Source organism: Bradyrhizobium yuanmingense, from assembly GCF_029167105.1.
In the GTDB taxonomy this organism is placed as follows: domain Bacteria; phylum Pseudomonadota; class Alphaproteobacteria; order Rhizobiales; family Xanthobacteraceae; genus Bradyrhizobium; species Bradyrhizobium yuanmingense_A.
Genome location: NZ_JARFML010000001.1, coordinates 457,793 through 481,228, shown reverse-complemented (window position 1 = coordinate 481,228; position 23,436 = coordinate 457,793). Strand labels below are relative to the sequence as shown.

Annotated in this window: 33 protein-coding genes, 1 pseudogene and 1 riboswitch; of the genes and pseudogenes, 24 read left to right on the top strand and 10 right to left on the bottom strand. The window is 65.6% G+C overall.

What is annotated here, in order from left to right; translation table 11 throughout:
* Positions 1-132: 132 nt before the first annotated feature.
* On the bottom strand, positions 133-663 hold the full coding sequence (locus tag P0R31_RS02355; RefSeq protein WP_275512678.1) for a hypothetical protein: 531 nt from the start codon (positions 661-663) through the stop codon (positions 133-135).
* Between the two features lie 179 nt (positions 664-842).
* Between P0R31_RS02355 and P0R31_RS02350 the strand changes: the two genes are divergently transcribed.
* Positions 843-1,613 (top strand): response regulator, encoded by a 771-nt coding sequence (locus P0R31_RS02350; RefSeq protein WP_275512677.1) that lies wholly within the window; start codon positions 843-845, stop codon positions 1,611-1,613.
* Between the two features lie 11 nt (positions 1,614-1,624).
* Complete coding sequence (locus P0R31_RS02345) at positions 1,625-2,947, top strand: ATP-binding protein (protein WP_275512676.1); 1,323 nt, start codon at positions 1,625-1,627, stop codon at positions 2,945-2,947.
* Here P0R31_RS02345 and P0R31_RS02340 read toward each other — a convergent pair whose 3' ends face one another.
* Positions 2,948-3,148, bottom strand: a complete 201-nt coding sequence (locus tag P0R31_RS02340) for a hypothetical protein (protein ID WP_036013259.1) — start codon at positions 3,146-3,148, stop codon at positions 2,948-2,950.
* Positions 3,149-3,379: 231 nt separating this feature from the next.
* Between P0R31_RS02340 and P0R31_RS02335 the strand changes: the two genes are divergently transcribed.
* The 12 genes and pseudogenes from P0R31_RS02335 to P0R31_RS02280 all read left to right on the top strand — a co-directional run bounded on the left by P0R31_RS02335 (position 3,380) and on the right by P0R31_RS02280 (position 12,381).
* Positions 3,380-3,943 carry a lytic transglycosylase domain-containing protein gene (locus tag P0R31_RS02335; RefSeq protein ID WP_275512675.1) on the top strand — a complete coding sequence of 188 codons (564 nt, stop codon included), beginning with the start codon at positions 3,380-3,382 and terminating at the stop codon, positions 3,941-3,943.
* A gap of 130 nt (positions 3,944-4,073) precedes the next feature.
* A riboswitch (TPP riboswitch) is annotated at positions 4,074-4,202 on the top strand.
* On the top strand, positions 4,190-5,200 hold the full coding sequence (locus P0R31_RS02330; protein WP_275512673.1) for an FAD-dependent oxidoreductase: 1,011 nt from the start codon (positions 4,190-4,192) through the stop codon (positions 5,198-5,200). (Overlaps the previous riboswitch by 13 nt.)
* Positions 5,191-5,388 carry a sulfur carrier protein ThiS gene (gene thiS / locus P0R31_RS02325; RefSeq protein ID WP_275512672.1) on the top strand — a complete coding sequence of 66 codons (198 nt, stop codon included), beginning with the start codon at positions 5,191-5,193 and terminating at the stop codon, positions 5,386-5,388. The genes P0R31_RS02330 and thiS overlap by 10 nt, the downstream gene beginning before the upstream one ends.
* A gap of 172 nt (positions 5,389-5,560) precedes the next feature.
* Complete coding sequence (locus P0R31_RS02320) at positions 5,561-6,343, top strand: thiazole synthase (RefSeq protein WP_275512671.1); 783 nt, start codon at positions 5,561-5,563, stop codon at positions 6,341-6,343.
* Complete coding sequence (locus tag P0R31_RS02315; RefSeq protein ID WP_275512670.1) at positions 6,330-6,938, top strand: thiamine phosphate synthase; 609 nt, start codon at positions 6,330-6,332, stop codon at positions 6,936-6,938. Before P0R31_RS02320 ends, P0R31_RS02315 begins: the two co-directional genes overlap by 14 nt.
* A gap of 165 nt (positions 6,939-7,103) precedes the next feature.
* A complete protein-coding gene (gene thiC, locus P0R31_RS02310) occupies positions 7,104-9,002 on the top strand; it encodes a phosphomethylpyrimidine synthase ThiC (RefSeq protein ID WP_275512669.1) in 1,899 nt (632 codons plus the stop codon).
* A 172-nt stretch (positions 9,003-9,174) separates the two neighbouring features.
* Positions 9,175-9,456 (top strand): annotated as a pseudogene (locus P0R31_RS02305) (uracil-DNA glycosylase family protein); the annotation flags it as partial.
* Positions 9,457-9,491: 35 nt separating this feature from the next.
* The gene (locus tag P0R31_RS02300) at positions 9,492-9,779 is read left to right on the top strand and encodes a hypothetical protein (protein ID WP_275512668.1); all 288 of its coding nucleotides are present in this window, start codon (positions 9,492-9,494) and stop codon (positions 9,777-9,779) included.
* Positions 9,776-10,069: a type II toxin-antitoxin system RelE/ParE family toxin gene (locus tag P0R31_RS02295; protein WP_275512667.1), complete on the top strand. Its 294-nt coding sequence runs from the start codon at positions 9,776-9,778 to the stop codon at positions 10,067-10,069. The genes P0R31_RS02300 and P0R31_RS02295 overlap by 4 nt, the downstream gene beginning before the upstream one ends.
* A gap of 21 nt (positions 10,070-10,090) precedes the next feature.
* Positions 10,091-10,597 (top strand): mismatch-specific DNA-glycosylase, encoded by a 507-nt coding sequence (locus P0R31_RS02290; protein WP_275512666.1) that lies wholly within the window; start codon positions 10,091-10,093, stop codon positions 10,595-10,597.
* 336 nt (positions 10,598-10,933) lie between these two features.
* On the top strand, positions 10,934-11,473 hold the full coding sequence (locus P0R31_RS02285) for a hypothetical protein (protein WP_275512665.1): 540 nt from the start codon (positions 10,934-10,936) through the stop codon (positions 11,471-11,473).
* Between the two features lie 260 nt (positions 11,474-11,733).
* On the top strand, positions 11,734-12,381 hold the full coding sequence (locus tag P0R31_RS02280) for a glutathione S-transferase family protein (protein ID WP_275512664.1): 648 nt from the start codon (positions 11,734-11,736) through the stop codon (positions 12,379-12,381).
* Between the two features lie 14 nt (positions 12,382-12,395).
* Here the strand turns inward: P0R31_RS02280 and P0R31_RS02275 are convergent, their stop codons facing one another.
* Positions 12,396-12,941: an HD domain-containing protein gene (locus tag P0R31_RS02275; RefSeq protein WP_275512663.1), complete on the bottom strand. Its 546-nt coding sequence runs from the start codon at positions 12,939-12,941 to the stop codon at positions 12,396-12,398.
* A 229-nt stretch (positions 12,942-13,170) separates the two neighbouring features.
* Positions 13,171-13,605, bottom strand: a complete 435-nt coding sequence (locus tag P0R31_RS02270; RefSeq protein WP_275512662.1) for a hypothetical protein — start codon at positions 13,603-13,605, stop codon at positions 13,171-13,173.
* Positions 13,606-14,048: 443 nt separating this feature from the next.
* Here P0R31_RS02270 and P0R31_RS02265 point away from each other — a divergent pair, with 443 nt between their 5' ends.
* The 3 genes from P0R31_RS02265 to P0R31_RS02255 all read left to right on the top strand — a co-directional run bounded on the left by P0R31_RS02265 (position 14,049) and on the right by P0R31_RS02255 (position 15,328).
* Positions 14,049-14,432: a RidA family protein gene (locus P0R31_RS02265; protein WP_275512661.1), complete on the top strand. Its 384-nt coding sequence runs from the start codon at positions 14,049-14,051 to the stop codon at positions 14,430-14,432.
* Positions 14,433-14,576: 144 nt separating this feature from the next.
* A complete protein-coding gene (locus P0R31_RS02260) occupies positions 14,577-14,837 on the top strand; it encodes a hypothetical protein (RefSeq protein ID WP_197948518.1) in 261 nt (86 codons plus the stop codon).
* Positions 14,838-15,076: 239 nt separating this feature from the next.
* Positions 15,077-15,328 (top strand): hypothetical protein, encoded by a 252-nt coding sequence (locus tag P0R31_RS02255; RefSeq protein ID WP_025034475.1) that lies wholly within the window; start codon positions 15,077-15,079, stop codon positions 15,326-15,328.
* Between the two features lie 78 nt (positions 15,329-15,406).
* On the opposite strand, the gene P0R31_RS02250 is transcribed toward P0R31_RS02255, so the two are convergent.
* On the bottom strand, positions 15,407-15,892 hold the full coding sequence (locus P0R31_RS02250) for a J domain-containing protein (RefSeq protein ID WP_275512660.1): 486 nt from the start codon (positions 15,890-15,892) through the stop codon (positions 15,407-15,409).
* Between the two features lie 111 nt (positions 15,893-16,003).
* Between P0R31_RS02250 and P0R31_RS02245 the strand changes: the two genes are divergently transcribed.
* From P0R31_RS02245 to P0R31_RS02235, 3 genes are all read left to right on the top strand, one after another.
* The gene (locus P0R31_RS02245) at positions 16,004-16,771 is read left to right on the top strand and encodes an SDR family NAD(P)-dependent oxidoreductase (protein ID WP_275512659.1); all 768 of its coding nucleotides are present in this window, start codon (positions 16,004-16,006) and stop codon (positions 16,769-16,771) included.
* 177 nt (positions 16,772-16,948) lie between these two features.
* Positions 16,949-17,197, top strand: coding sequence for a helix-turn-helix domain-containing protein (locus P0R31_RS02240; RefSeq protein WP_275512658.1), 249 nt, complete (start codon positions 16,949-16,951; stop codon positions 17,195-17,197).
* Between the two features lie 130 nt (positions 17,198-17,327).
* On the top strand, positions 17,328-17,840 hold the full coding sequence (locus P0R31_RS02235) for a collagen-like triple helix repeat-containing protein (protein WP_275512657.1): 513 nt from the start codon (positions 17,328-17,330) through the stop codon (positions 17,838-17,840).
* Between the two features lie 9 nt (positions 17,841-17,849).
* Here the strand turns inward: P0R31_RS02235 and P0R31_RS02230 are convergent, their stop codons facing one another.
* Both P0R31_RS02230 and P0R31_RS02225 read right to left on the bottom strand, forming a co-directional pair.
* A complete protein-coding gene (locus P0R31_RS02230) occupies positions 17,850-18,065 on the bottom strand; it encodes a hypothetical protein (protein ID WP_275512656.1) in 216 nt (71 codons plus the stop codon).
* A 93-nt stretch (positions 18,066-18,158) separates the two neighbouring features.
* Positions 18,159-18,428, bottom strand: a complete 270-nt coding sequence (locus tag P0R31_RS02225) for a DUF2277 domain-containing protein (protein ID WP_275512655.1) — start codon at positions 18,426-18,428, stop codon at positions 18,159-18,161.
* 259 nt (positions 18,429-18,687) lie between these two features.
* Here P0R31_RS02225 and P0R31_RS02220 point away from each other — a divergent pair, with 259 nt between their 5' ends.
* Together P0R31_RS02220 and P0R31_RS02215 are read left to right on the top strand one after the other, a co-directional pair.
* Complete coding sequence (locus P0R31_RS02220; RefSeq protein WP_036028558.1) at positions 18,688-19,041, top strand: hypothetical protein; 354 nt, start codon at positions 18,688-18,690, stop codon at positions 19,039-19,041.
* A gap of 77 nt (positions 19,042-19,118) precedes the next feature.
* Positions 19,119-19,721, top strand: a complete 603-nt coding sequence (locus P0R31_RS02215) for an MSMEG_1061 family FMN-dependent PPOX-type flavoprotein (RefSeq protein WP_036042123.1) — start codon at positions 19,119-19,121, stop codon at positions 19,719-19,721.
* A 95-nt stretch (positions 19,722-19,816) separates the two neighbouring features.
* Here the strand turns inward: P0R31_RS02215 and bfr are convergent, their stop codons facing one another.
* Positions 19,817-20,305, bottom strand: a complete 489-nt coding sequence (gene bfr, locus P0R31_RS02210) for a bacterioferritin (RefSeq protein ID WP_036013205.1) — start codon at positions 20,303-20,305, stop codon at positions 19,817-19,819.
* A gap of 133 nt (positions 20,306-20,438) precedes the next feature.
* Entirely contained in the window at positions 20,439-20,711 is a 273-nt protein-coding gene (locus tag P0R31_RS02205) for a (2Fe-2S)-binding protein (RefSeq protein ID WP_275512654.1), read from the bottom strand.
* 603 nt (positions 20,712-21,314) lie between these two features.
* Between P0R31_RS02205 and P0R31_RS02200 the strand changes: the two genes are divergently transcribed.
* Positions 21,315-21,635, top strand: coding sequence for a hypothetical protein (locus P0R31_RS02200; RefSeq protein ID WP_275512653.1), 321 nt, complete (start codon positions 21,315-21,317; stop codon positions 21,633-21,635).
* A gap of 210 nt (positions 21,636-21,845) precedes the next feature.
* Entirely contained in the window at positions 21,846-22,127 is a 282-nt protein-coding gene (locus P0R31_RS02195; protein ID WP_036013199.1) for a hypothetical protein, read from the top strand.
* A gap of 79 nt (positions 22,128-22,206) precedes the next feature.
* On the opposite strand, the gene P0R31_RS02190 is transcribed toward P0R31_RS02195, so the two are convergent.
* Positions 22,207-23,433 (bottom strand): lytic murein transglycosylase, encoded by a 1,227-nt coding sequence (locus P0R31_RS02190; RefSeq protein WP_275512652.1) that lies wholly within the window; start codon positions 23,431-23,433, stop codon positions 22,207-22,209.
* Positions 23,434-23,436 lie beyond the last annotated feature (3 nt).

Here is a 23,436-nt window from a genome sequence, read left to right as displayed (position 1 = left end):
CAATTTCGTCGCGCCATGCGCGAACTGTTCCTACGTCACTCAGGAACATTTTGCGACGCACGGTTCCTGCCAGCGATTATGCGCGTTGGGGCACGGCATGACCGCGGCGAGGACGCGCCGACCCGCGTCAGGTCAGCTCTTGTAGTCGATCAGAAGCGCGGAGAAGTCGGACTTGGCGGTTGAGCTGCCGTTGGCACCGTAGGACGATGCCGACGATTGCGACTGCTGCAGCGCCTCCAGGAACTGCTGGAGGATCTCGGCGGTGGTCTGGTCCGTCGAGCTGCTGCTCGTCGAATCCGTCGTCGTCGAATCCGAGGAGCCGTCGTCCGGCGGCGGACCGCCCGGTCCACCCGCGCCGCCCGCGAAGGCGGACTGAAACACGTTTTTCAGCTCCTCGGCCTGTTCGGAGGTCAGCGTCCCGTTCGACACTTCGCTCGAGATGAGGTCCTCGATCTTCGACTGCATCTCGTCCTTGGAGGGAGGCGCGCCGCTCGACTGGCCGCTCTGCTGGAGCGCCGTGTCGATATCCGTCAGCGCCGTCGAGAGCGCGGACTGGTCCGACGACGAGATCGTGCCGGCGGAGACTTGCGACTGCAATTCCTGCTGAAGCCGCTGCAGCGGCGATTGATAGCTGCCGGCGGAGGCCGCCGAGATCGAGGTCATGATGGCTCCCTTGGTTTTGCGGGTTTCGCCGCGGACCGCGCCACGGTATGGTTAACGGCCTTAACGAGAGCTTGCCGCTCGGCGGTGGGTCGATTGCCGTCCGTTGCGGACCGCCTGGCAGAAACAATCCGAAACAAAAATCTTCGCCATTTGGCCTGAATCTCGGACAAACAAGCCGCATGGCCATTCCCAATCCCAGCATCCTGGTCGTCGAGGACGACCGCGAAACCCGGACGTTGATTGCGAAATACCTGCGCAGCAACGCCTGCAACGTCACCGCCGTCGCCGACGGCCGCGAGATGTCGCGCGCCATGGCCGATCACCGCGTCGATCTCATCATCCTCGACGTCATGCTGCCCGGCGAGGACGGCCTCACTTTGTGCCGCAAGGTGCGCGCCGAAAGCCAGACGCCGATCATCATGCTGACCGCGCGCGGCGAAGACATCGACCGCATCGTCGGCCTCGAGATGGGCGCGGACGATTATCTGCCGAAGCCGTTCAACCCGCGCGAGCTGCTCGCCCGCATCAACGCGGTGCTGCGCCGCCAGGCGGCCGCGCTAGCGGCGAGCTCGGTCGAAGGCGCCTCCGCGCTCACCTTCGAAGGCTGGCGCATCGATCTGCGCCTGCGCGAGCTCCGCAATCCCGAAGGCGCGCGCGTCGCGGTGACCAGCGCCGAGTTCGACCTGCTGCGCACGTTCTGCGAGCGGCCCGGCCGCGTGCTGTCGCGCGACAGCCTGCTCGACCTCACGCAGGGGCGCAACACCGGCTCGTTCGAGCGCTCCATCGACGTCTTGGTCAGTCGCATCCGCCGCAAGATCGAGCCCAATCCGGCCGATCCCACCCTGATCAAGACGGTGCGCTCCGGCGGCTATCTGTTCACGCCACGAACCGAGGTCGCGAGAACCGAGGCAGCAAGCGCCGAAGCGACCGCAGTGCCCGTGAGCAGCTGAGGGAGACGACGATGAAGCCGTTCTCGTTCTTCCACCTCAAGGGTATCGGCGGGCAGATCGCCGCGCTGGTGCTGGCCTCGACAGTGGCGCTCCATCTCGTCATCACCACCGCCTTCCTGTTTTTCCGGCAGGACCGCCCTGATGCCCCGCCGGACCGGGCGCATCAACTGGCCGATGCGGCGCTGCTGCTCGGCGCGGCGGAGGCGAGCGAGCGTCCGCGCCTGTTCACCGATCTCGCGCGCGCCTTCCCCGGGCTCGGCATCGAGATGCTGGCGCCCGGCACGGCCGATCTCGCGGAGAGCGACAGCCTGCATCTGCGCTGGATGCGCCGCCATCTCGGCCGCGCCTACAAGACCGGACGGCTGGCTTCAGGCAGCATCGAGCCCCGTATCGGCGTGCAATTGCCCGACGGCACCGTGATCGCGGGGCATGTCGATGGCGCCCCGCGGCCGTTGTTCTCTGGCGCGCCCTGGCTGATGGCACTGATGAGCGCCTTCATCTGCGTCACCGTGCTCGGCCTGTGGGCGGCGCGCGCGCTGACGAGGCCGCTGTCGTCCTTCGCCGCGGCGGCGGAGAATTTCAGCCTCGACGGCGCCGCCGAGCCGCTGCCCGAGCGCGGCCCGGAGGAGATCCGCGCGGTGGCGCGCGCGCTCAACCGCATGCACGAGCGGATCGTGCGGCTGATGTCGGATCGCACGCGGATGCTGGCCGCGATCAGCCACGATTTGCGCACGCCGATCACGCGGCTGCGCCTGCGCGCCGAGTTCGTCGAGGACGAGAGCAACCGCAAGCGCATGCTGATGGATCTCGACCAGATGCGCGCGATGCTGGAATCGGTGCTGTCGCTCTTGCGCGACGACCGCAAGGTCGAGGCGGTGACGCTGGTCGACATCGCCAGCACGCTGCAGCTCGTCGCCGATCAGTTCGGCGACATGGGCCAGGTCGTGCACTATGTCGGGCCTGCGTCCGCGACCGCCGCCGCGCGGCCCGACGATCTGCATCGCGGCGTCACCAACCTGGTCGAGAACGCGGTGCGCTTCGGCGCCGAGGTGACGATCCGCCTCGACGTCTCGGACACCACGCTCGTCATCGACGTCGAGGACGACGGCCCCGGCATTTCGGATGCGCGCAAGCAGGAGATGCTGGAGCCGTTCGTGCGCGGCGACGACGCGCGCACCATGGACTACTCCACCGGCTTCGGGCTCGGCCTGTCGATCGCGCGCGCGATCGCGCTCGGCCACGGCGGCGAGCTGTCGCTGCATGACCGCGCCCCGCACGGCCTGATCGTGCGGATGCAATTGCCGGTCTCGCAGGCGCTGCGCCGCGCCGCCTGATCAAGCCGCGAGCGGCGGGTGCTCGATCGCCTCGTGCGGGAAGATCGCCACCGCCTCGAAGCGGTAATTGCAGGCGTGGCAGGTCCAGAGATAAGAGACGCGCCCTTCGCCCGGCTCGATCCAGTCGGGGAACGGGATCGGTGTGCCACATTGTGCACAAGGGTTCTGCTTGGGAATGTCGTCGATGTCTGCAGGGGTCATGGACGTCCTCCCGAGTGCTTGCTTTGAATAGCGATTGTTGGGCGAATGCGCGAAATGGACAGACCCGCTGTCGCGTAAGGCGCTTCACCAACTCCGAGCTTAACCCAGGTTTGAGTCGCAAAAGCGACGAGCCGGCGAAAATCGCCGCTGGTGACATTTCGCCACATCATCGCCGTGTTCCCACGGCCTAACGCGCCGGGGTGCGGGTCCGTTCTGCCGAGGAATATTTCGATGAAAATCTTACGAATTGTCGCGCTGCTCGCGGCGGGACTGACGTTGCCGCAAGCCGCAATGGCCGGCGAAGCCGAATATGCCGAGATGGTGGCCGCCCATGCCCGCGCCAACGGCGTGCCGGAAGCGCTGGTGCATCGCGTCATCATGCGCGAAAGCCGCTATCAGCCGCATCTCGTCGGCCGCGGCGGCACCATCGGGCTGATGCAGATCAAGCTCGCGACCGCGCGCGGGGTCGGCTACACCGGCGATGCCGCGGGCCTGCGCGATCCCAACACCAACCTCACCTACGCTGTGAAGTACCTCGCTGGCGCCTACCGCGCCGCCAATGGCGATCACGCGCGAGCCGTGCGTTATTTCGCGGGCGGCTATTACTATGCTGCAAAGCGCCCGCGGCAGGAGGCCGTGCAGGTCGCCGGGATGGGCGACACCATGGGCCAGGGCGGTACGGGTCAACTTTGGCTCGAGCCGAACGGCAATCCGCAGCCGATGTTCGGCGCGCCGACGCACCGGAAGCTCGCCCAGCGCGTCCGCAACGCGCGGGCGCAGGTTCCCGCTCGGTAGTCCTCGTCATGGCCGGGCTTGACCCGGCCATCCACGTCTTTGCATCCGCGCCCGAACGTGGATGCCCGGGACAAGCCCGGGCATGACGCCCGTTATCGCGTTGACACCGCCCGTCACTGGCATACATTAGCACCGTTCCGAGGGGTGCTCCGAGGAGGAGCTGAGATACCGCTAAATGGGCAATACCGCCCAGGACCGCGGTGACCCTTTGAACCTGATCCGGGTCATGCCGGCGAAGGGACAGGGATGTTGCAGACCACCAAGCGACCGGATTCACCGGTATCCATCATCGGCGCAGGCATCGCGGGCGCCTGGCAGGCGCTGCTGTTCGCGCAGGCCGGTCACGCCGTCACCTTGCACGAGCGCGGTGACGAGGCGATGACGGATGCCACCAGCCATTGGGCCGGCGGCATGCTCGCGCCCTATTGCGAGGCCGAAATCGCCGAACCCATCATCAGCCGCCTGGGGCTGCGCTCGCTCGATCTCTGGCGGCGCGAGCTGCCGGACACGCCGTTCAACGGCTCGCTGGTGGTCGCCCACCCCCGCGAGCGCAACGATTTCGAGCGGTTTGCGCGCATGACCGAGCATCACCGCCGGCTCGATGCCGCCGGCCTCGCCGCGCTCGAGCCGTCGCTGGAGGGCCGCTTCCGCGACGCACTGTTCTTCCCGGCCGAGGGCCATGTCGAGCCGCGCCGCGTGCTGCCGAAGCTGCACGAGCGCATCAAGGCTGCCGGCGGCACCATCAAGTTCTGCAGCGACGTCACCGCGAACGAGCTTGACGGCATCGTGATCGATTGCCGCGGCCTTGGTGCCCGCGACGAACAGCCGGAGCTTCGCGGCGTCAAGGGCGAGATGATCCTGATCGAGACGGACGAGGTGCAGCTGGCGCGCCCGGTGCGGCTGATCCACCCGCGCTGGCCGCTCTACGTGATCCCGCGCGAGAACGACCTGTTCATGCTGGGCGCGACCTCGATCGAAGCGGAAGACACCGGCGTCAGCGTCCGCTCCGCGCTGGAGCTTTTGGGCGCGGCCTACACCGTGCATCCGGCGTTCGGGGAGGCGCGCATCGTCGAGTTCGGCTCGGGGCTTCGTCCCGCTTTTCCCGACAATTTGCCGCGCATCGGCATTCGCGATCGCAAGATCAGCGTCAACGGGCTCTACCGCCACGGCTTCCTGATCGCGCCTGCGCTCGCCGAGCTGACGCTCGCCTATGTCGAGCGCGGCCAGATCGACAACGAGGTAATGCAATGCGCCTGATCGTGAACGGCGAGCCGCGCGAGGTCAGCGCAGCCAGCGTCGACGCGCTGCTTTCCGAGCTTGACTACGAAGGCAGTCATTTCGCCATCGCGCTGAACTACGACGTCGTGCCGAAGAGCCGCTGGGCCGAGACGCGCCTGAAAGCCGGCGACGAGATCGAGATCATCACGCCGCGGCAGGGAGGATGAGGGAGATGAAGCCACGCACACTGCTGTCATCGCCCGGCGCAAGCTGTTTCTCCCGTCATTGCGAGGAGCGCAGCGACGAAGCAATCCAGAGTGTCTCCGCGGATAAAGCTCTGGATTGCTTCGCTTCGCTCGCAATGACGGCGGAGAGAGCGTCAATCGAGGACACGCCCACATGGTGACCTTCTACGGCAAAACCTTCGCCTCGCGCCTCCTGATCGGCAGCGCGCTCTATCCCTCGCCTGCGATCATGCAAGGCGCGATCCGCGCCTCCGGTGCCAACATCGTCACGGTCTCGTTGCGGCGCGAATCCGCCGGCGGCAAGACCGGCGATGCGTTCTGGAAGCTGATCCGCGAGTTAGATGTCACCGTGCTGCCGAACACCGCGGGATGCCGCACCGTGCGCGAGGCGGTGACCACCGCAAAACTCGCGCGCGAATTGTTCGGCACCAGCTGGATCAAGCTCGAGGTCATCGCCGACAACGACACGCTGCAGCCCGATGTCGTCGGTCTGGTCGAGGCCGCCGGCATCCTGATCAAGGACGGTTTTGAAGTGTTCCCCTATTGCACCGAGGACCTCTCGGTCGCGAGCCGCCTTGTCGATGCCGGGTGCAAGGTGGTGATGCCGTGGGCAGCTCCCATCGGCAGCGCCAAGGGCATCACCAACCGCGATGCGCTCAAACTGTTGCGCGAGCGGCTGCCAGACATCACGCTGGTGGTCGACGCGGGCTTAGGGGCGCCTTCTCACGCCGCGCAGGCGTTCGAGCTCGGCTACGACGCCGTGCTGCTCAACACTGCGATTGCCAAAGCCGCCGATCCCGTCGCGATGGCCAACGCCTTCCGCCTCGGCTGCGAGGCCGGCCGCACCGCTTACGAGGCGGGGCTGATGAACGCCCGCGACTTCGCCTCGCCCTCCACCCCTGTCGTTGGGACCCCGTTCTGGCATGCCGTATCCTGATCGCTTCTATCCCGTGGTCGACAGTTTGGCCTGGGTCGAGCGCCTGACCAAGCTCGGCGTCGGCACCATCCAGCTGCGCGCGAAAGAGCTCGACGACTCGCAGGCGCTGCAGATCGTCAGCGACGCGCTGGCTATCACGAAGGGCACGCAAGCCAAGCTGGTGGTGAACGACTATTGGAGGGCCGCGATCGTCGCCGGCGCAGAATATCTGCATCTCGGTCAGGAGGATCTCGCTGACGCCGATCTCGGTGCGATCCGCGAGGCCGGCCTCAAGCTCGGCATCTCCACCCACGACGACGCCGAGCTTGCCACCGCGCTCGAAGCCAAGCCCGACTACGTCGCGCTCGGCCCGATCTTCTTCACCACGCTCAAATCGATGCGCTTCGAACCGCAAGGTGTCCCCAAGATCACCGAATGGAAAAAGCGCATCGGCACCATCCCGCTGGTCGCCATCGGCGGCATCAAGTTCGAGCACGCCGCGGAGATTTTTGCGGCGGGCGCGGACTCCATCGCGGTGGTGTCCGACGTCACCCAGAACCCCGACCCCGATGCCCGCGTGAGGCAATGGCTCGGCGGTTCGAAGGAGGCGGCGTGACCGAAGCTCTCTCCACCGTCATTGCGAGCGAAGCGAAGCAATCCAGAATCCCTCCGCGGAGGCAGTCTGGATTGCTTCGTCGCAAGGGCTCCTCGCAATGACGGAGCAAGAATTCACCGCCGTCGCGCAAACGCACGCACATCAGAATTAAACCGGAGGATCCCCATGAACATCCGCTCCAACCCCGACAAAACCGTCCCCGCCGTCACCACCGGCCCGCTTCCCTCCTCGCGCAAGATCTTCGCGACCCCCGACGCCGCGCCTGATATCCGCGTGCCCTTGCGCGAGATCATCCTCTTCGAAGGCGCGGGCGAGCCGAACCTGCCGGTCTACGACACCTCGGGCCCCTACACCGATCCCACCGTCACGATCGACGTCAACGCCGGCCTGCCGCGCAACCGCAAGGCGTGGGTGCTGGAGCGCGGCGGCGTCGAGGAATATGAGGGCCGCCAGATCAAGCCGGAGGACAATGGCAGCGTCTCCACCGACAAGGCCGCGCGCGCCTTCTCGGCCTATCACAAGCCACTGCGCGGCCTCGACGGCCACAAGGTGACCCAGCTCGAATTCGCCCGCGCCGGCATCATCACCAAGGAAATGATCTACGTCGCCGAGCGCGAGAATCTCGGCCGAAAGGCACAGCTGGAGCGCGCCGAAGCCGCGCTCGCCGACGGCGAAAGCTTTGGGGCCTCGGTGCCCGCCTTCATCACCCCGGAATTCGTCCGCAGCGAGATCGCGCGCGGCCGCGCCATCATCCCCTCCAACATCAACCATTCCGAGCTCGAGCCGATGATCATCGGCCGCAACTTCCTGACCAAGATCAACGCCAATATCGGCAACTCCGCCGTGACGTCGTCGGTCGAGGAAGAGGTCGAGAAGATGGTGTGGGCGATCCGCTGGGGCGCCGACACCGTGATGGACCTCTCGACGGGCCGCAACATCCACACCACGCGCGAATGGATCCTGCGCAACTCGCCGGTGCCGATCGGCACCGTGCCGATCTACCAGGCGCTGGAGAAGTGCAACGGCGATCCGGTCAAGCTGACCTGGGAGCTCTACAAGGACACCCTGATCGAGCAGTGCGAGCAGGGCGTCGACTATTTCACCATCCACGCCGGCGTCCGCCTGCAATACATCCACCTCACCGCGAGCCGCGTCACCGGCATCGTCTCCCGCGGCGGCTCGATCATGGCGAAGTGGTGCCTGGCGCATCACAAGGAGAGCTTCCTCTACACCCATTTCGACGAGATCTGCGACCTCATGCGCAAGTATGACGTCTCCTTCTCGCTCGGCGACGGCCTGCGCCCCGGCTCGATCGCCGACGCCAACGACCGCGCGCAATTTGCCGAGCTCGAAACGCTCGGTGAACTCACCAAGATCGCGTGGGACAAGGGCTGCCAGGTCATGATCGAAGGCCCCGGCCACGTGCCGATGCACAAGATCAAGATCAATATGGACAAGCAGCTCAAGGAGTGCGGCGAGGCGCCGTTCTACACGCTGGGGCCGCTGACCACCGACATCGCGCCGGGTTACGACCACATCACCTCAGGGATTGGTGCGGCCATGATCGGCTGGTTCGGCTGCGCCATGCTCTGCTACGTCACGCCGAAGGAGCATCTGGGCCTGCCCGATCGCAACGACGTCAAGACCGGCGTCATCACCTACAAGATCGCCGCCCACGCCGCCGACCTCGCCAAGGGCCACCCCGCCGCGCAACTGCGCGACGACGCCCTCTCCCGCGCGAGGTTCGAATTCCGCTGGACCGACCAGTTCAACCTCGGCCTCGATCCTGATACCGCCAAGAACTTCCACGACGAGACCCTGCCGAAGGAAGCCCACAAGGTCGCCCATTTCTGCTCGATGTGCGGCCCAAAATTCTGCTCGATGAAGATCACGCAGGACGTGCGGGATTACGCGGCGACGCTGAATGATCCGAACTCGGTGGGGATGTCGATGTCGGGCACCGCCGAGGACGGCATGGCCAGGATGAGCGCGAAGTTCAAGGAGATGGGCGAGAGCCTGTATCTGGATGCGGAGAAGGTGAAGGAGAGTAATCGGGTGTTGTGAGAGGGTAGCGCGCATCCACCAAATGACGGGCCGGGCGCTGAAGCGCCCGGTCTTTTTTTGCGGCAATCGGCAATAGCTTGTTGAGCGAGCGCGAAATCGTCATTCGCAAGAAAGCGAAGCAATCGTGGCTCGGATGAGCGTCAGCAACATCCGGGATTGACAGTTGCCCCGCATGTCGCTGGCCCTCATGCGGGCTACAACGTTGCGGATAGTTGATTTGCCTACCCCCACCCCCCGCTTCCCCGACCATCTCCGTCCCGACCTCCGCCTCGCCTTCGTCGGCAGCGCCGCCTCGGCGCGCTCGGCCGAGCTCGGGCACTACTACGCCCATCCCGGCAACCGCTTCTGGCGCGCCATCCACGAGGCCGGGATCACGCCGCGGCGCTATCAGCCGGGCGAGTTTGTAGCGGTGATCGAGCTCGGGATCGCATCACCGATCTCCAAGTCGGGCGCCTCGACAAAATCCTCGTCCGCGCCTATCGTGATGCCATGAATATCATCCGTCGCACGCTGGATATCGACGCCGAAACCGACGCGCGTTTGCGCGAGATGGCGGACGAGCGCGGGCAGGATGTCGCCGCCGTGCTCGCGGAGGCGGTGGCGCTGCTCGATTCCGTGGTCGATATCGCCGGGCCCGACATCGCCGAGGACCGCCGGCGGCTGGAAGATTTCCGCAAGAACGGCGCCGCCGTGCCGCTCAACGAGGTGAAGGACTGGGTCGCGAGCTGGGGGTCGGCGAAGGAGCTGCCGCGACCTGTGGCGCGCAAGATCGGATGATCCTGCTTTCGCCCGACGCCGTCGAGGACGTCGAGCGACTGCGCCTTTTTCTCGATCAACACAGCCCGGCCGCCGCGCAACGCGCGCTCGCATCGATCTGGCGTGCCATCGAACGCTTGGAGGAGTTTCCCAATCTGGGCATGCAGACCGAAGATCCTGAGCTGCGCCAGATCGTGGTTCGCTTTGGCGCGTCCGGCTACATCGTGCGGTACGCCGTCCTGGCGGAAGCACAAGACATCCTGATCACGCGGATATGGCACGGCCGCGAAGCACGCAAGGCGGACGAGTGAGCGCAGCCACGGACGATTGACTTGCCTGAAATCCACCGCCTCCCCGACCTCCTCCGCCCCAACCTCCGCCTCGTCTTTGTCGGCACCGCCGCCTCGACACGCTCCGCCGAGCTCGGGTGCTACTACGCCCACCCCGGCAACCGCTTCTGGCGCGCGATCCATGAGGCCGGGATCACGCCGCGGCGCTATCAGCCGGGCGAATTTGCGTCGTTGATCAAACTCGGGATCGGCTTCACCGATCTCTCCAAGACCGGCGCCGGGATGGATCACCAGATCGCGGCGGAGACGATCGACGTGCCGGGCTTTCGGGCGAAGATGGAGACGTACCGGCCGCGGACGATCGCGTTCACCAGCAAGAAGGCGGCGAGCCTGTTTTACGGCAGGCCGTCGAATGCGATTGTGCTGGGCCGGCAGGCTTCGGACCGGCCGGCGACGTTCGTGCTGCCCTCGCCCTCCGGGGCTGCGTCGGGGAGTTGGACGCTGGAGCCGTGGCGCGAGCTTGCGGCGTGGATCAGCCGCGGTTCGTAGGGTGGGTTAGCTGCGCGGCGGCGCGAAGCGCTGACCGCGCTGCGTAACCCACCGCTTCTGCCACCGCGGACGCTGAAGTGGTGGGTTACGCCAAGGGACTGCGCTCCGCGCAGCCCCGGGGCCACCCCAACCCTACGCCACCATCGCTCCCCTCTCCCCGCATCCGCCTTGTCCCGATCCGCAATCACGGTCTTCCGCATCTGCAGCACGGCCTGCATGACGCGGCTCGCCCTCGTACGGTCGCGGCGTCTTGACTTGCGAGGCTCGCTCCCGCAAGACGAGCATCGGATGCATGTGCACGTCTGGTGCAATTCGAGGGATGGGGGCGTCTTGAAAATGGCGAACATCGCGTGGAATCAATTCCCGCGCCTTTGCATGGTCGGGCTCGCGTCCGCGCTGCTCTCGGCCTGCTTGTCTGCCCCGGAGCAAACGACGGCAACGTCCGCGACGCCGGCCCCGCCAAAGGCAGGCCATGCGTCCGTCAACATCGGGCGGCCCTTCGGCTTCAATACCAGCGTCTTTGCCCTTCCAATCGAGGTCGATGGCAAGCGGCTTATGTCGCTTCCGCCCGGACAATACACGACGGTCGATCTGCCACCCGGGCCGCACAGCGTCGGCTCCCCCAACGAATATTGGACGCGGGTAATTTCGGGCGTGCCGCATCCGGCTGAATTCACGGTGGAGGCCGGCAAATCCTATTACCTGCTCCCGAAGTCCTGGGGCGAGGACGCCGGCTACAGATACACGATGGTTGGCGCGTCCGTCGTTCCCGAGAAGAACGGAATCAACCACAGCACCTTCTCGGTTCAAGTCGCAGCAGTGAATGACGCCCCGCCGGCGGAATTCAGAAAGCTCACCTACACCAAGGCGCAGTAGCGAACAACTCGCAGCTGGTAGGCGGGTGAGCCTCCTCCGTACCTCGTAGGGTGGTTAGCTGCGCGGCGGCGCGAAGCGCAATTCGCTCGTCGTAACCCACCACTTCTGTCGCCGCGGACGCAGACGTGGTGGGTTACGCCTTGCGTCGTCCCGTGGGATGGACCGCGTATGGAAACGGCTAACCCACCCTACAAGACGAGTGTCGGAATCCGCCTCCGTCAATCGTCCTCCGGACCAAGCGCGCCCACACGGAGCTCCCCATGCCCACCATCACCGCCTTCGAAAATTCCCCCGACCGCGGCCGCGGGCAGGCGCGCGACATGCGTGTCCGCTGGGCACTGGAAGAGGCCGCCCAGCCCTATGACGTCCGCCTCGTCTCCTTCACCGCGATGAAGCAGGCTGCCCATCGTGCGCTGCATCCGTTCGGGCAGATCCCGACCTATGAGGATGGCGATCTCACCCTGTTCGAGTCCGGGGCCATCGTGCTCCATATCGCCGAGCGCCATGAGGGCTTGCTGCCGGAGGATGCCAACGCGCGCGCCCGCGCGATCGCATGGATGTTCGCCGCGCTGAACACGGTGGAGCCGCCGATCGTCGAGCTCTCCATGGCGGTGCTGCTCGAGCGCGACAAGAGCTGGTACGCCGAACGCCTGCCAGGCTTGCAGGAGCGGGTACGCATCAGGCTCGGCGAATTGTCCCGCCACATCAGTGAGGCCAACTGGCTCGACGGCGCCTTCAGCGCTGGCGATATCATGATGGTGACGGTGCTGCGTCGATTGAACACGTCGGGCCTGCTCGAGGAATTCCCCGATATCGCCGCCTATGTCGCACGCGGCGAGGCGCGGCCGGCGTTCCGGCGCGCGTTCGAGGCGCAGCTTGCGGTGTTCACGGCGGCGTCGCGTTCGTAAGCGGGTTAGCCGCTTCAGCTCAGCTGGGCCAGCTCGCGGGCGAGGTTTGCGCGGGCTTGCCGATCGAAAGTCGCGGCGAACACCGGATCGGGAAAGATGACCTCGCCTGCCGCGAAGCGGCGCAGCACGCGGGCGCGGCCGGCGCGATACTCGTCCTCGGCGACATGGCTGAACTCCCGGCGGATCGCGGCGGCATAGGCGTCGTAGCGGGCGGGATCGGCGCCGAGAATGCTGAGGTCGATCGATATCAAGATCGCCCCGAGACGGTCGCCGGCGGGAACGTCGTGCGTTTTGGTCAGGCGGATCAGGCGGCCGACCTCCTGGCGAAGCTCAGTGCGGACGTGCTGCTCGGCGAGCTCCGCGCTGCGCTCCTCGTTGTCCGCTCGGGTCGGATCGTAGACGGCGTCGTGCCACCAGATCGCTTCCGACAGCGTCTCGCGCTCGGCGGCCGAAAGACCCTCGGCGCGCGCGAGCACCGCCAGGCAATGCTCGATATGCGCGAGATTGTGATAGTGGCGGCCGGGCGCCGCATAGGCAGCGACCAATTCGTCGCGGGTCATGGGCGAGGTCTCATTCCTCGAACAGCGTCTTCGCGAGGTCTTGTTGAGCGGGTGCATGCGGCGGTCGAAAAATCGTAGGGTGGTTTAGCTTCGGCGGCGCGAAGCGCTGTCCGAAGCGTAACCCACCACTGTTCGTCTCCGGAGACGCCAAAGAGGTGGGTTACGCCCCGCGGATTCGCTTCGCGCATCCGCAGAGCTAACCCACCCTACGGCACTACGGCACCTCGCGTTACCGCATCGTGATCGCAAGCCCGCTGAGATCCGCGTTCGCCATCAGCCCGACCTGGTGACCGGTCAGCTCCAGCACCGCGCCTTTCTGGTTGGTCAGCACGATGGCGCGGGCGCCGCGGCCGACCGCGAGGCCGGCACCGGCGGCGCCGTACACGCCGGCGACATCGGAGGGGCGGTTGATGTTGCTGACGCGGCCGCGCAGCACGGTCTTGGATCCCCCGAACACCAGGCCGTAGTCGAGGCCGCCGGTGGAGAGCCCGTAAGTGCGGCCGCGGAAGTTCAGCACGCCCGAGCCGCCGGAGCCGCCGATGATCCAGCCCGCCTTGTAGATCGTCAGCGTCACGAAGCCGCTGTCGGCCAGCGCCGTCGTCGAGAGGCCAGCCAGGGCGGCAATGGCGAGGCACGCGGCGCGGACGGTGGATGCGAGCTTCATGGGGGTCTCCGGGGACTTTTTTGGGGGTGGGATCGAATCAGGCGAGGAATTTACCCGATCGATCGCGGCGGCAACATGATGGGCGGACGAGGGGGCTCGGTCTGCGGCAACGCACTCAACTGTCATCGCCCGGCTTGACCGGGCGATCCAGTACGCCGAGACCGTTGTGATTGAGCCGAGGAGCCGCGGCGTACTGGATGCCCCGGTCGAGCCGGGGCATGACAGCGGCGCTTGGGGCGCCAGCACGAACCAACTTCCAGCATGCCATACTACCCCTGTTTTGCCCGACGGAGCAAGCGGCGGCTTCGACTTTGGCGAATTCTGAAAAACGTCAATGATTTCCGTGCGGCGCCTACTGTGCATAGGGTTGTTTTCGCACTTTCGTTTTGCGAGGCTCCCTGGCCGCTGTCCATGCGTCCCGCGACCGTCCCTGAGGTGATCCCATGCCGATCCAGCATTTCGCGCCCCCGCCGCATGTCAAGGCGCCGCCGCTGTCGTTCGCGACGCGGGTCGGCGACCTCCTGTTCGTCTCCGGCATTCCCGGCTTCGATGCATCGGGCGCGCTGCCCGACGGTTTCGAGGCGCAGTTCGCCAACGTCGTCGTCAACATCCGCCGCGTGCTCGACGAGGCCGGCGCCACCTTCCGCGACCTCGTCAAGGTCAACGTGCTGCTGACCCGCGCCAGCGACGTCGCCGCGATGAACGCGCTCTATGCCGGCGCCTTCGGCCCGCCGCCTTACCCGGCGCGGACGACCTGCGTGGTGCAGGCGCTGCCCAGGCCAGAGATGCTGATCGAGATCGAAGCGGTTGCCTCGCTGGCGAGGTGAGCGTGTGGCCTGCCGGGCACGCGGCCGAACCAAATGCGTCGGAAGCGGCTGACATGTCCGTGAGCGGCCGCTCGCCCGCTTGCCAAGGTCCTGCTTTTGCCGCACGAATTTTCTGGTCCCACTTCCCCCACAAGGAGATACTTCATGCGTCGCCTTCTCGCGCTCTGTGCCGTTGCCGGCATCGCTAGTTCCGTGTTCGCCGTGCCCGCCTCCGCGAAGGTCGGCTATTACGTGATCCGCTGGGACAACACCGGCATCTGCCAGGTCTGGAACGAGGACCTGCAGTACAAGCCGTTCCAGTTTGGTGTCTCGACCTACAAGGTCGTCAGCAAGCCGCTCCCGACCTTCCAGCAAGCCTCGGACTTGCAGATCAAGATGCGCGCCGAGCGGAAGTGCACGCTCTGAGCCGGACGCGAGTGTAGCGTTTGAAGGGCGGGTCGCGCGGGCGATCCGCCCTTTTGCTTTGCGGTGGCCTGAAGGGTTTCCCCGGCCGCAATCAGACCTGTCCCGCGCACATTCTTTGAACCTCGGCGGCGGGTGGAACTACTCACATCTTGTCCGGGGCGCCTGCCAGGCGCGTCCCGCACCACCCCTCCCCGTCATTGTCGGGAGGCGCATCACAACATTCATTTGAGGAGCTGATCATGCGTCGTATTTCCATGCTGTGCGCTGCCGCCGGTCTTGCCGTCACCGCGTTCGTCGCCGCGAGCCCGGCCGAAGCCAGCTATCATCTGATCCGCTGGCAGGACACCGGCTTCTGCCAGATCTGGGACGAGAGCATCCCGACCACGCCGTGGCCGGCCGGCTATCACCGCGCCAGCGCCAGCGTGCCGACCTTCCTCGACGCGCTCATGGTCAAGGACGCCGCGCTCAAGAGCGGCAGCTGCAAGTGGTAAGGTAACGATCGGCGGACGACGAACGGGCAAGGACGCATGCGTCCTTGCCCGTTTTGCTTTTCGAAGGGCTTACGACGTTCACGCGTCCTTGTGCGCGCCGGGATGGATCAGGATGTCGCGCGCGGCGGCGAGGTCGATGAAGGCTTCGGCGCTGCCGCCCTGGTCGGGATGCAGGCCCTTGGCGGCGCGGCGATAGGCCTGGTTGATGTCCTCGCAGGTGAGCTGCACCGAAAGCGGCAGGCCGAGCATCTTGCGGGCGCGGTCCTCGCTGGAGAGCTTCTTCGGCATGGCGTTGCGGCGGCCGAAGCGCGGCGCGGTCAGATCGTGCACGACCTCGAGCACCACGCCGAGACGGCGCTGGGCCGCCAGTGTCACGCTGTGATCGTCGTTGTCGACGGCCTGGCGCAGCACCGGCAGCGCCTGCTCGGCGGCCTGGCGCAGCGTGACGTCGCTGCTCATCCGCGCGATCTCGGCCACCAGCCGGCCGGCCTCGGCCCAGTCCGGCGCTTGCGCAGACCGCAGGCGTTCCAGAGCGAGTTTCCAGGTTTCGAGCCGTTCCATCATGCGCGCAACGTTTAGCAATCAGGATCAGTATGCCAAGGCCGCCGTTTCCGACCCCTTAATTTCGCGTTAGCGTTTCGTGAAACTTCGAAACGAAAACGGGAGGAAACTGCCATGGCGCTGCTCGCAAACCACATCGCCGTCATCACCGGGGCCGGCTCGGGCATCGGCCGGGCGATCGCCGCCGGCTATGCGCGGGAGGGCGCGCAGGTCGTGCTGCTCGACGTCAACGCCGAGACGGTGGCGGAGGCCGCACAGGAGATCCGAACAGCCGGCGGCAAGGCTGAGAGCTTTGCGCTCGACGTCGTCAGGCGCGAGGATTGCTTCGCGCTCGCCAGGCAGGTCGCGGACAAGATCGGGCAGGTCTCGATCCTCGTCAACAATGCCGGCATCACCCGCCGCAATGCCTTCACCGCGGAGACCGAGACGGTGGCGAAGGACTGGAACGACATCATCTCGCTCAACCTCAACGGCGTCTTCAACGTAACCCAGGCGTTCCTCGCGCCCTTGCGCGCCAGCAAAGGCCGCATCGTCAATATCGGCTCGATCCAGTCCTTCGTGCATCTGCGCACGCCGAGCTCGGTCGCCTACACCACCTCGAAGCACGGCGTGCTCGGCTTCACCAAGGCGCTCGCGGTCGAGCTCGGCAAGGAAGGCGTGCGCGTCAACGCGATCGGCCCCGGCTTCATCGAGACCAACATCAATGCCAATGTGCGCGCGACCAATCCGGCACTGGTGCAGGCCTTCATCGACCACACTCCGCTGGCGCGCACCGGCAAGCCCGAGGACATCGTCGGCCCCGCGGTGTTCCTCGCCTCCGATCTGTCGGCCTATGTCACCGGAACCATCGTGATGGTCGACGGTGGCTATCGCACGGTGTGAGGCGAGGCTCGCGCCAATCGCGGCGGCATCTGGGCATTCTCAAGATCAATTCGGTGCAGCCCCTCCGATTAACCTTTCATTAACCAAACCCGCCCACCGTAGATCTACGGCTTGGGGGTCGTTTGTTCTCGATTCGCTTCCGACGATGGAAGCGGGCGTTGATCGGGGAGTGTATTGATGACCACTGTTCATGTCGCCGCGTCCGACCCGGGCGCACAATTTCTTGCTCCTAATCAGATCGTTCCGATGCTGATCGGCGCCACCGTCGACGAGGTCGAGCGTGAGCTCGTGCTCCAGACGCTGGCGCGCTGCGACGGCAACCGCACGCGCGCCTCGCGCGTGCTCGGCCTTTCGGTGCGCACGCTGCGCAACAAGATCAGGCTCTATGCCGCCTCCGGCATCGACGTGCCCGCCTGTCAGGACTAGCGCGCGATCTCATTCCGCCCGCGGCGACGCGCTACGATGATGTTGATCAGCCTGGCACGATGCGCGGGCAGAATTGCTGCTGTCGTCAAACGCCGCTAAGTAGCTTGCTCCAGGTGAAGGGAGCGATGGCGTGGCAGACGACCAGGGACGACGGCCGGGGCCTCAGGGACCTCGTGGGCGGCAAGGCGAGCCGGGACGGCCGGGGCCACAGGGTCATCCGGGCCGGCGCGGCCCCGACGGCGCACGCGGCAAGCCCGGGCCGCAGGGCAAGCCGGGCCCGGTTGGAAAAGCCGGACCGCCCGGCAAGCCGGGTCCGCAAGGCAAACAGGGCGAAGCCGGTCCGCGTGGGCCAGCCGGCGCGCCGGGACCTGCCGGACCGCAGGGACCGGCGGGACCGCGCGGCGAGCAGGGTCCGCCCGGCCAATTGCCGTCGATCGAGCAGGTGCTGCCCTGGCTCGACCAGCTCTTCGACGCCTGGGACGAACGCCGCCGCCAGCGCGAACGCGAAGCCGCCGAGCGCGAAGCGCTCGAGGCCGCCGTCCAGGAGACCGACGCGGCACTCGACGATGACGAGGACGAGAGCGACGACGGCGACGATCACAAGAAGAAAAGGAAAAAGAAGAAGCGCGGCCAAAGGGATTAGCCGACGAGTCTATTTGGGCCGTTCCTCGCGCCGCGGCAGCATGCCCATGCGCTCGAACTGCCAGCGCATGGCGCGATACCAGAGATAGCCGACCGCCGCGCCGCACAGGGCGAGGATGATCACATTCGCGCTCGAGAACGAGCCGCTCCACCACATCATCCACGCGGTCCACAGCAGCGTGAAGACGATGGCACCTGCTTTCAAGGGAAGAAGGGGGCGGCTCATGTCGTGCTCCGGGCGATCAAAACCCCGGCCGCCACCATCGCAAGCCGAGGCAGCAGATACCGTGAGCCAGATCACGGAGCACGCTGCGTGAGCTCACGTACCGAAGCGCAGCCGCGAACGCTCCTTCGCCTTTTCCGCCTCAATCTCGCGGTCGCGCGCCGGCGCGTTCGTATGCAGCGAGGTCAGGAGTTTTCGCGCCGCCTCGGAGACCTCGGCCACCGCACGCTCGAACGCCGCCTCGTTGGCCTGCGACGGCTTGTTGAAACCCGACAGCTTTCGCACGAATTGCAGCGCGCTGGCGTGGATCTCATCCTCCGTCGCCGGCGGCTCGAAGTTGAACAGCGTCTTGATGTTGCGGCACATGCACTTTCTCCGGGCGTTTTCCTTAAGACGAAGGTCCGAGCCGAAATCCTACATCCGCCTTCTCGCTTCTGCGACCAACTTGGTGGATGCACATCGCCACAAGCTGCATCTCGCAGCGCATCAAAAGCGGGGCGCCGGCATCGCATATTATTTGAGCATGCATTGCAGTGACGGCTCAGGCTTAATCCGTGCCAACGATAGGGAAAGACGCGCAGGACAATCGCGCGCCCATGGCACGATACGCGATGAGGAGGATCGCATGCACAGGCTCGCACTGTGCGTTTGGCTGGTTGCGGCGACAGCGCTGGCAAACGTTGCGTTCGCGCGCGACAATGGCCAATACGACCACGTTCCGCCCGACATCCGCGCCTGGTTCAAGAGCGTGATCGCGCCGAACGGGGTTCCGTGCTGCGACATCTCCGATGGCCATCGCACCGAGTATGACGTGCGCAATGGCGCTTATTGGGTGCCGATCGAGGGACAATGGATCGAGGTGCCCGGACGCGCCATCATCCGCGACCAGGGCAATCCGATCGGCCAGGCCGTGGTGTGGTACGTCCACCACCGCGGCTCCATCATCATCAGCTGCTTCGTGCCGGCGGATGCGGTGTAACGCGCCTTGGTGATTTCCATTGGCTGGCGACGGCCCGATCGGGTAGCTTGAAGCCTAGCTGAAGCGGAGGCACGCCGTTGACCGATCTTAGCGCCGAAGACCTCGCCACCATCTATGCCAAGCCGAGCCCGCGCGTGATCGCGAAGGCACGGCCCGCGATCGATGCGCATGCGAAGAAATTCATCGAGATGTCGCCATTCTGCGTGCTCGCGACGTCGGGAGCGGACGGCAGTGTCGACGCTTCGCCGCGCGGCGGCGGCATCGGCTTCGTCCGCGTCGCCGGCCCCAACCAGCTGCTGATGCCCGACCGCTCTGGCAACAACCGCATCGACAGTTTTCGCAACGTGGTCGAAGGCTCAGGCTTCGTGCATTTGCTGTTCTTCGTGCCGGGCATCGAGGAGACGCTGCGCGTCGGCGGCCGCGGCACGCTGTCGGCCGACCCGGATCTGCTCGCCTCGATGGTGGAATTCGGCAAGCCGCCGCGCGCGGTGCTGAATGTCGCGGTCAGCGAGGTCTATTTCCACTGCGGCAAGGCGCTGATGCGCTCGAAGCTGTGGTCATCGGAGAAGGTGCAGCGCTCGGTGATGCCGAGCATCGTCACGGTCATTCACGAGCAGACCGGCCTCGGCGAACCGGCGAGCCAGGAGGCCGTGGAAGAGCTCTACAAGACGCAGCTGTAGCCGAGAGCGGTTCCGCAAAACGAAACGTCGTGCGGCAACACGTGGATGGCCGGGGTCAAGCCCGGCCATGACGATGGAGGGAGCCGGGCCCGAGCTTAGTGCCCCTCGCCCTCGAGCCCGCCGACATGCTTCTGGGTGTAGAGCTCGAGGCCAATGCGGCCGATCAGATCGAGCTGGGTCTCGAGGAAGTCGATGTGGTGCTCCTCGTCGCTCATCAGCTTCTCGAACAGGTCGCGTGTGACATAGTCCTTGGCGCTGTGACAGTAAGTCGCCGCTTCCTGATAGAGCGCCCGCGCGCTCATCTCGGCGGCGAGATCGCACTCGATGATCTCCTTGACGTTCTGGCCGATGCGCAGGGGATCGAGCACCTGCATGTTCGGAAAGCCGTCGAAGAACAGGATCCGCTCGGTGAGCTTGTCGGCGTGCTCCATCTCCTCGATGGATTCCTTGCGCCAGACCTTGGCCATGTCCAGCAGGCCCCAATTGTCGAGGAAGCGGTAATGCAACCAGTACTGATTGATCGCAGTCAGCTCATGACGCAGCGCCTTGTTGAGATAGTCGATGACCTTTGCGTCGCCCTGCATGGTTCACTCCAGCTCTTGCAGTCCAAATCGGTCCCAAACCGAGTTTAGAACGCTTCTAAATCACTTTGCGAGCGAGAGCAACCGGCTATGGGAACCCAGCCGGGGAAAAGCTCAGCCGGAGTTGCGGAAGTTTTCAGCAGGCCGCGAGGGCGAACTCGGCGGGTTCGACGGTCTCGTCGTTGGCGGCCACGGTGTGGCTATGCGGGCAGCCGGAGCAGCAGGACTGCGCACAAGGGCCCAGCGCTTCGTCGATGATACTCTTGATCGTCCGGGCGCAGCGGCCGCATTCGGCGCTGCAGCCGAGACAGCCATAGACCTGTTTGGCATGCCGCACGGCGTCGTCGGACTCGGCGACGGCGGCGCGGATATCATCATCGCTCAGCACGTTACAGGAACAAACGATCATGGAAGCGGCAGGCCCTTCGGTGATGCGCCATCATCGATATTTAACGGGCCGGCCGGATGCAAAAGGAAAAACACGTATTTGAAGCTATTCCAAACTGGCCTGATCAAAGCCTAGAACGGCTCTAAATCAAGCTCTTGCGCTGGATCAAGATTGTAGCCGGACTAGTCGCCGCCACCGCCTCCTCCTCCGCCGTCGCCACCGCCTCCGCAGTCGCCGCCGCTGCTGCTGCCGCTATCGCTGCTCGAACAGCTTGCGCCGTCGCTAGAGCTCCCCGAACTGCCGCCGGAAAACCAGCTTCCTAGCAAGAAGCCGTCATTCGTCCCGGAATAGGTGCTGTCCCCGCTACTCCCTCCGTGGCGGCCGGCGGTGGCGCGGGAGCGCCGTGCGCGGTTCTGGAGATGCGCGATCCAGCCGTAGCCGATCGCGAAAACGATCCCGGCCGCAATCAAAGCATTCACCATCGCGTTGCCCATCATCGTCTCCCGGTGGGGACCCATACCAATTGGTCGTCTCCGGCAAAGGTGCCGTTCATTGATCATTCAAGCGGAATATGGAACCTTGCGGTCCAAAGGGTTCCCGCGTGTTCGTCTGAAAGGTCAAGCAATGAAGAAGTCGCTCCTGGCGGTCGCTGCCGTCGTCACCCTGGCCCTGACGGCCGGAACGCCGGCCTATGCCCAGCGCGGTGTCGCGGCAGGCGTGGCGGCCGGGATCATCGGCGGCGCCATTGTCGGCGGCGCGCTGGCTTCTCCGTATTATTACGGGCCCAGCTATGGCTACTATGGGCCGGGCTACTACCCTCCACGCTACTACGCCCCGGGTCCAGGCTATGTTGCCGACGACTATTACGGCGGCTGCGTCTGGCAGAAGCAGCGCTTCTGGGATGGCTATGCCTGGCGCGTGCGTCGCGTCCGAGTCTGCGGCTGAGGCGCGCCAGGCCGCTGACTACGGATACGCCGTTCATCTCAGGGCCCGAAAAAGACCGCTTTTTCTCGTCACAGCTTCGTGTGCGTTTACCGTGGATTGACCATTTGCGCGCTTCCTAGCTGCAAGGCCAATTCCATCAGAGTGTGCGTGAACCTTTGAAACCCGGGCGCCTCTAGCAGGAGGAACCCATCTCCCAGGAGAGCCAAGAGCATGAACAAGACTTTAGTTGCCGCGCTCACGGTCGCGACGGTCGCCGGTTCGCTGGTGACCGCCGCTCCGTCCGCGAAGGCCCATGACGGCGTCGGCGCCGGTATCGCAGCCGGCCTGATCGGTGGCGCCATCGTCGGCGGCGCCATCGCCTCCAGCCGTCCCGCCTATGGCGGCCCCGTTTACATCGCCGAGCCCCCGCCGCCCGCGCCCTGCTACTGGCGCCGCGAGCGCTATTGGGACGGCTACGGCTGGGTCAGCCGCCCGGTTCGCGTCTGCTACTGATCTGATCGCAACGCGCTCATGAGCGCGGCGATCGAGGCCCGGCCGAGCACCTCGGCCGGGCTTTTTCTTTGGTCGCACGCTAGCGCGCCGCCTGGATCGCGCGCAGCACCTCTTCACTCGGCCAGCAATCGACCTTGAGCCCTGCCGACTTCTGATAGGTGCCGAGCGCGGCACGCGTCTGCATGCCGGCCTTGCCGTCGATCTTGTCCTTGTAGAGTCCGATCCGCGTCAACCCGCGCTGCATGGTCTCGACGTCCTTGGTGCGCAATTGCTTCGAGGCGGACCAGGGCGTTGCGAACGGCAGCGGGCTCGTCATGCGGTCGCTGAGATGGCCGACGAACAGGACGTAGAGATCGGAGAAATTGTATTCCTTGATGACGAAATAATTCTTCGTGGTCAGGAATGACGGGCCGTAGATGCCTTCGGGCTGGAGCAGCGAGGCCGGCTGCGCCTGCTCGGCGGCGCTGAGCTTTTGGCCGCGTACCGGGACAAAACCCTCGCGCAGCCATTGGCCGATCGGCTTCGTCACCTCCGGCACGCCCGTCGTGCAATCGACCTTCGCCGGCGCCTGCACCTCGTAAGCCCAGCGCACGCCGCTCTGCCAGCCCTTGTTGACGAGCTGCTGCGCAGCCGAGGCCAGCGCATCCGGCACCGAGTGCCAGATGTCGATGCGGCCATCGCCGTCGGAATCGACGCCATGCTTGTAATATTCGGACGGCAGGAATTGTGTGAGCCCGGTGGCACCTGCCCAGGACGAGCGCATGTCCTTGCGCGTCACCACGCCTTCGCCGAGGAGCTTCAGCGCGAGGATGAACTCGTTACGATACTGATCCTTGCGCCGCCCGACATAGGCTTGCGTCGCCAGCACACGAACAAGATCATAAGGCAGCGTGTAGCGGCCGTAATCGGTCTCACGGCCCCAGATCGCGAGCATCACGGTTGCCGGCACGCCGGAGCTCTTCTCGATCTCGGTCAGCGTCGTGCGATATTTCTGCAGCAGCCGCTGGCCCTCGCCGGCAAGCCGCGCGATCGAAGCTTCCTTGACGTAATCGGCCGGCACCTGCACGAACTCGGCCTGCGACGGCGCGCCAGTCGCCGGCCGCCCGGGCAAGAGCAGATCGGGCAGCTTGTAATCGGGCTCCAGCCCGCGCGTTTGCGCATCGAACGTTGCGCGCGAAACGCCGGCCTGTTGGGCCTCCGGCCACAACGAGGCGATGAACTGTGTGAAGGCGGCGTCCGCAGCACGGACGGGCGACCAGCTGCAGGCGATGACGATCCCCACAGCGATGAGCGCCCGTCGCATCATGCC

Bases quoted from the DNA above. Each gene is read 5' to 3' on its own strand.
- P0R31_RS02355 (WP_275512678.1), bottom strand. From the start codon at position 663: ATGACCTCGATCTCGGCGGCCTCCGCCGGCAGCTATCAATCGCCGCTG.
- P0R31_RS02350 (WP_275512677.1), top strand. From the start codon at position 843: ATGGCCATTCCCAATCCCAGCATCCTGGTCGTCGAGGACGACCGCGAA.
- P0R31_RS02345 (WP_275512676.1), top strand. From the start codon at position 1,625: ATGAAGCCGTTCTCGTTCTTCCACCTCAAGGGTATCGGCGGGCAGATC.
- P0R31_RS02340 (WP_036013259.1), bottom strand. From the start codon at position 3,148: ATGACCCCTGCAGACATCGACGACATTCCCAAGCAGAACCCTTGTGCA.
- P0R31_RS02335 (WP_275512675.1), top strand. From the start codon at position 3,380: ATGAAAATCTTACGAATTGTCGCGCTGCTCGCGGCGGGACTGACGTTG.
- P0R31_RS02330 (WP_275512673.1), top strand. From the start codon at position 4,190: ATGTTGCAGACCACCAAGCGACCGGATTCACCGGTATCCATCATCGGC.
- thiS (WP_275512672.1), top strand. From the start codon at position 5,191: ATGCGCCTGATCGTGAACGGCGAGCCGCGCGAGGTCAGCGCAGCCAGC.
- P0R31_RS02320 (WP_275512671.1), top strand. From the start codon at position 5,561: ATGGTGACCTTCTACGGCAAAACCTTCGCCTCGCGCCTCCTGATCGGC.
- P0R31_RS02315 (WP_275512670.1), top strand. From the start codon at position 6,330: ATGCCGTATCCTGATCGCTTCTATCCCGTGGTCGACAGTTTGGCCTGG.
- thiC (WP_275512669.1), top strand. From the start codon at position 7,104: ATGAACATCCGCTCCAACCCCGACAAAACCGTCCCCGCCGTCACCACC.
- P0R31_RS02300 (WP_275512668.1), top strand. From the start codon at position 9,492: ATGAATATCATCCGTCGCACGCTGGATATCGACGCCGAAACCGACGCG.
- P0R31_RS02295 (WP_275512667.1), top strand. From the start codon at position 9,776: ATGATCCTGCTTTCGCCCGACGCCGTCGAGGACGTCGAGCGACTGCGC.
- P0R31_RS02285 (WP_275512665.1), top strand. From the start codon at position 10,934: ATGGCGAACATCGCGTGGAATCAATTCCCGCGCCTTTGCATGGTCGGG.
- P0R31_RS02280 (WP_275512664.1), top strand. From the start codon at position 11,734: ATGCCCACCATCACCGCCTTCGAAAATTCCCCCGACCGCGGCCGCGGG.
- P0R31_RS02275 (WP_275512663.1), bottom strand. From the start codon at position 12,941: ATGACCCGCGACGAATTGGTCGCTGCCTATGCGGCGCCCGGCCGCCAC.
- P0R31_RS02270 (WP_275512662.1), bottom strand. From the start codon at position 13,605: ATGAAGCTCGCATCCACCGTCCGCGCCGCGTGCCTCGCCATTGCCGCC.
- P0R31_RS02265 (WP_275512661.1), top strand. From the start codon at position 14,049: ATGCCGATCCAGCATTTCGCGCCCCCGCCGCATGTCAAGGCGCCGCCG.
- P0R31_RS02260 (WP_197948518.1), top strand. From the start codon at position 14,577: ATGCGTCGCCTTCTCGCGCTCTGTGCCGTTGCCGGCATCGCTAGTTCC.
- P0R31_RS02255 (WP_025034475.1), top strand. From the start codon at position 15,077: ATGCGTCGTATTTCCATGCTGTGCGCTGCCGCCGGTCTTGCCGTCACC.
- P0R31_RS02250 (WP_275512660.1), bottom strand. From the start codon at position 15,892: ATGATGGAACGGCTCGAAACCTGGAAACTCGCTCTGGAACGCCTGCGG.
- P0R31_RS02245 (WP_275512659.1), top strand. From the start codon at position 16,004: ATGGCGCTGCTCGCAAACCACATCGCCGTCATCACCGGGGCCGGCTCG.
- P0R31_RS02240 (WP_275512658.1), top strand. From the start codon at position 16,949: ATGACCACTGTTCATGTCGCCGCGTCCGACCCGGGCGCACAATTTCTT.
- P0R31_RS02230 (WP_275512656.1), bottom strand. From the start codon at position 18,065: ATGAGCCGCCCCCTTCTTCCCTTGAAAGCAGGTGCCATCGTCTTCACG.
- P0R31_RS02225 (WP_275512655.1), bottom strand. From the start codon at position 18,428: ATGTGCCGCAACATCAAGACGCTGTTCAACTTCGAGCCGCCGGCGACG.
- P0R31_RS02220 (WP_036028558.1), top strand. From the start codon at position 18,688: ATGCACAGGCTCGCACTGTGCGTTTGGCTGGTTGCGGCGACAGCGCTG.
- bfr (WP_036013205.1), bottom strand. From the start codon at position 20,305: ATGCAGGGCGACGCAAAGGTCATCGACTATCTCAACAAGGCGCTGCGT.
- P0R31_RS02205 (WP_275512654.1), bottom strand. From the start codon at position 20,711: ATGATCGTTTGTTCCTGTAACGTGCTGAGCGATGATGATATCCGCGCC.
- P0R31_RS02200 (WP_275512653.1), top strand. From the start codon at position 21,315: ATGAAGAAGTCGCTCCTGGCGGTCGCTGCCGTCGTCACCCTGGCCCTG.
- P0R31_RS02195 (WP_036013199.1), top strand. From the start codon at position 21,846: ATGAACAAGACTTTAGTTGCCGCGCTCACGGTCGCGACGGTCGCCGGT.
- P0R31_RS02190 (WP_275512652.1), bottom strand. From the start codon at position 23,433: ATGATGCGACGGGCGCTCATCGCTGTGGGGATCGTCATCGCCTGCAGC.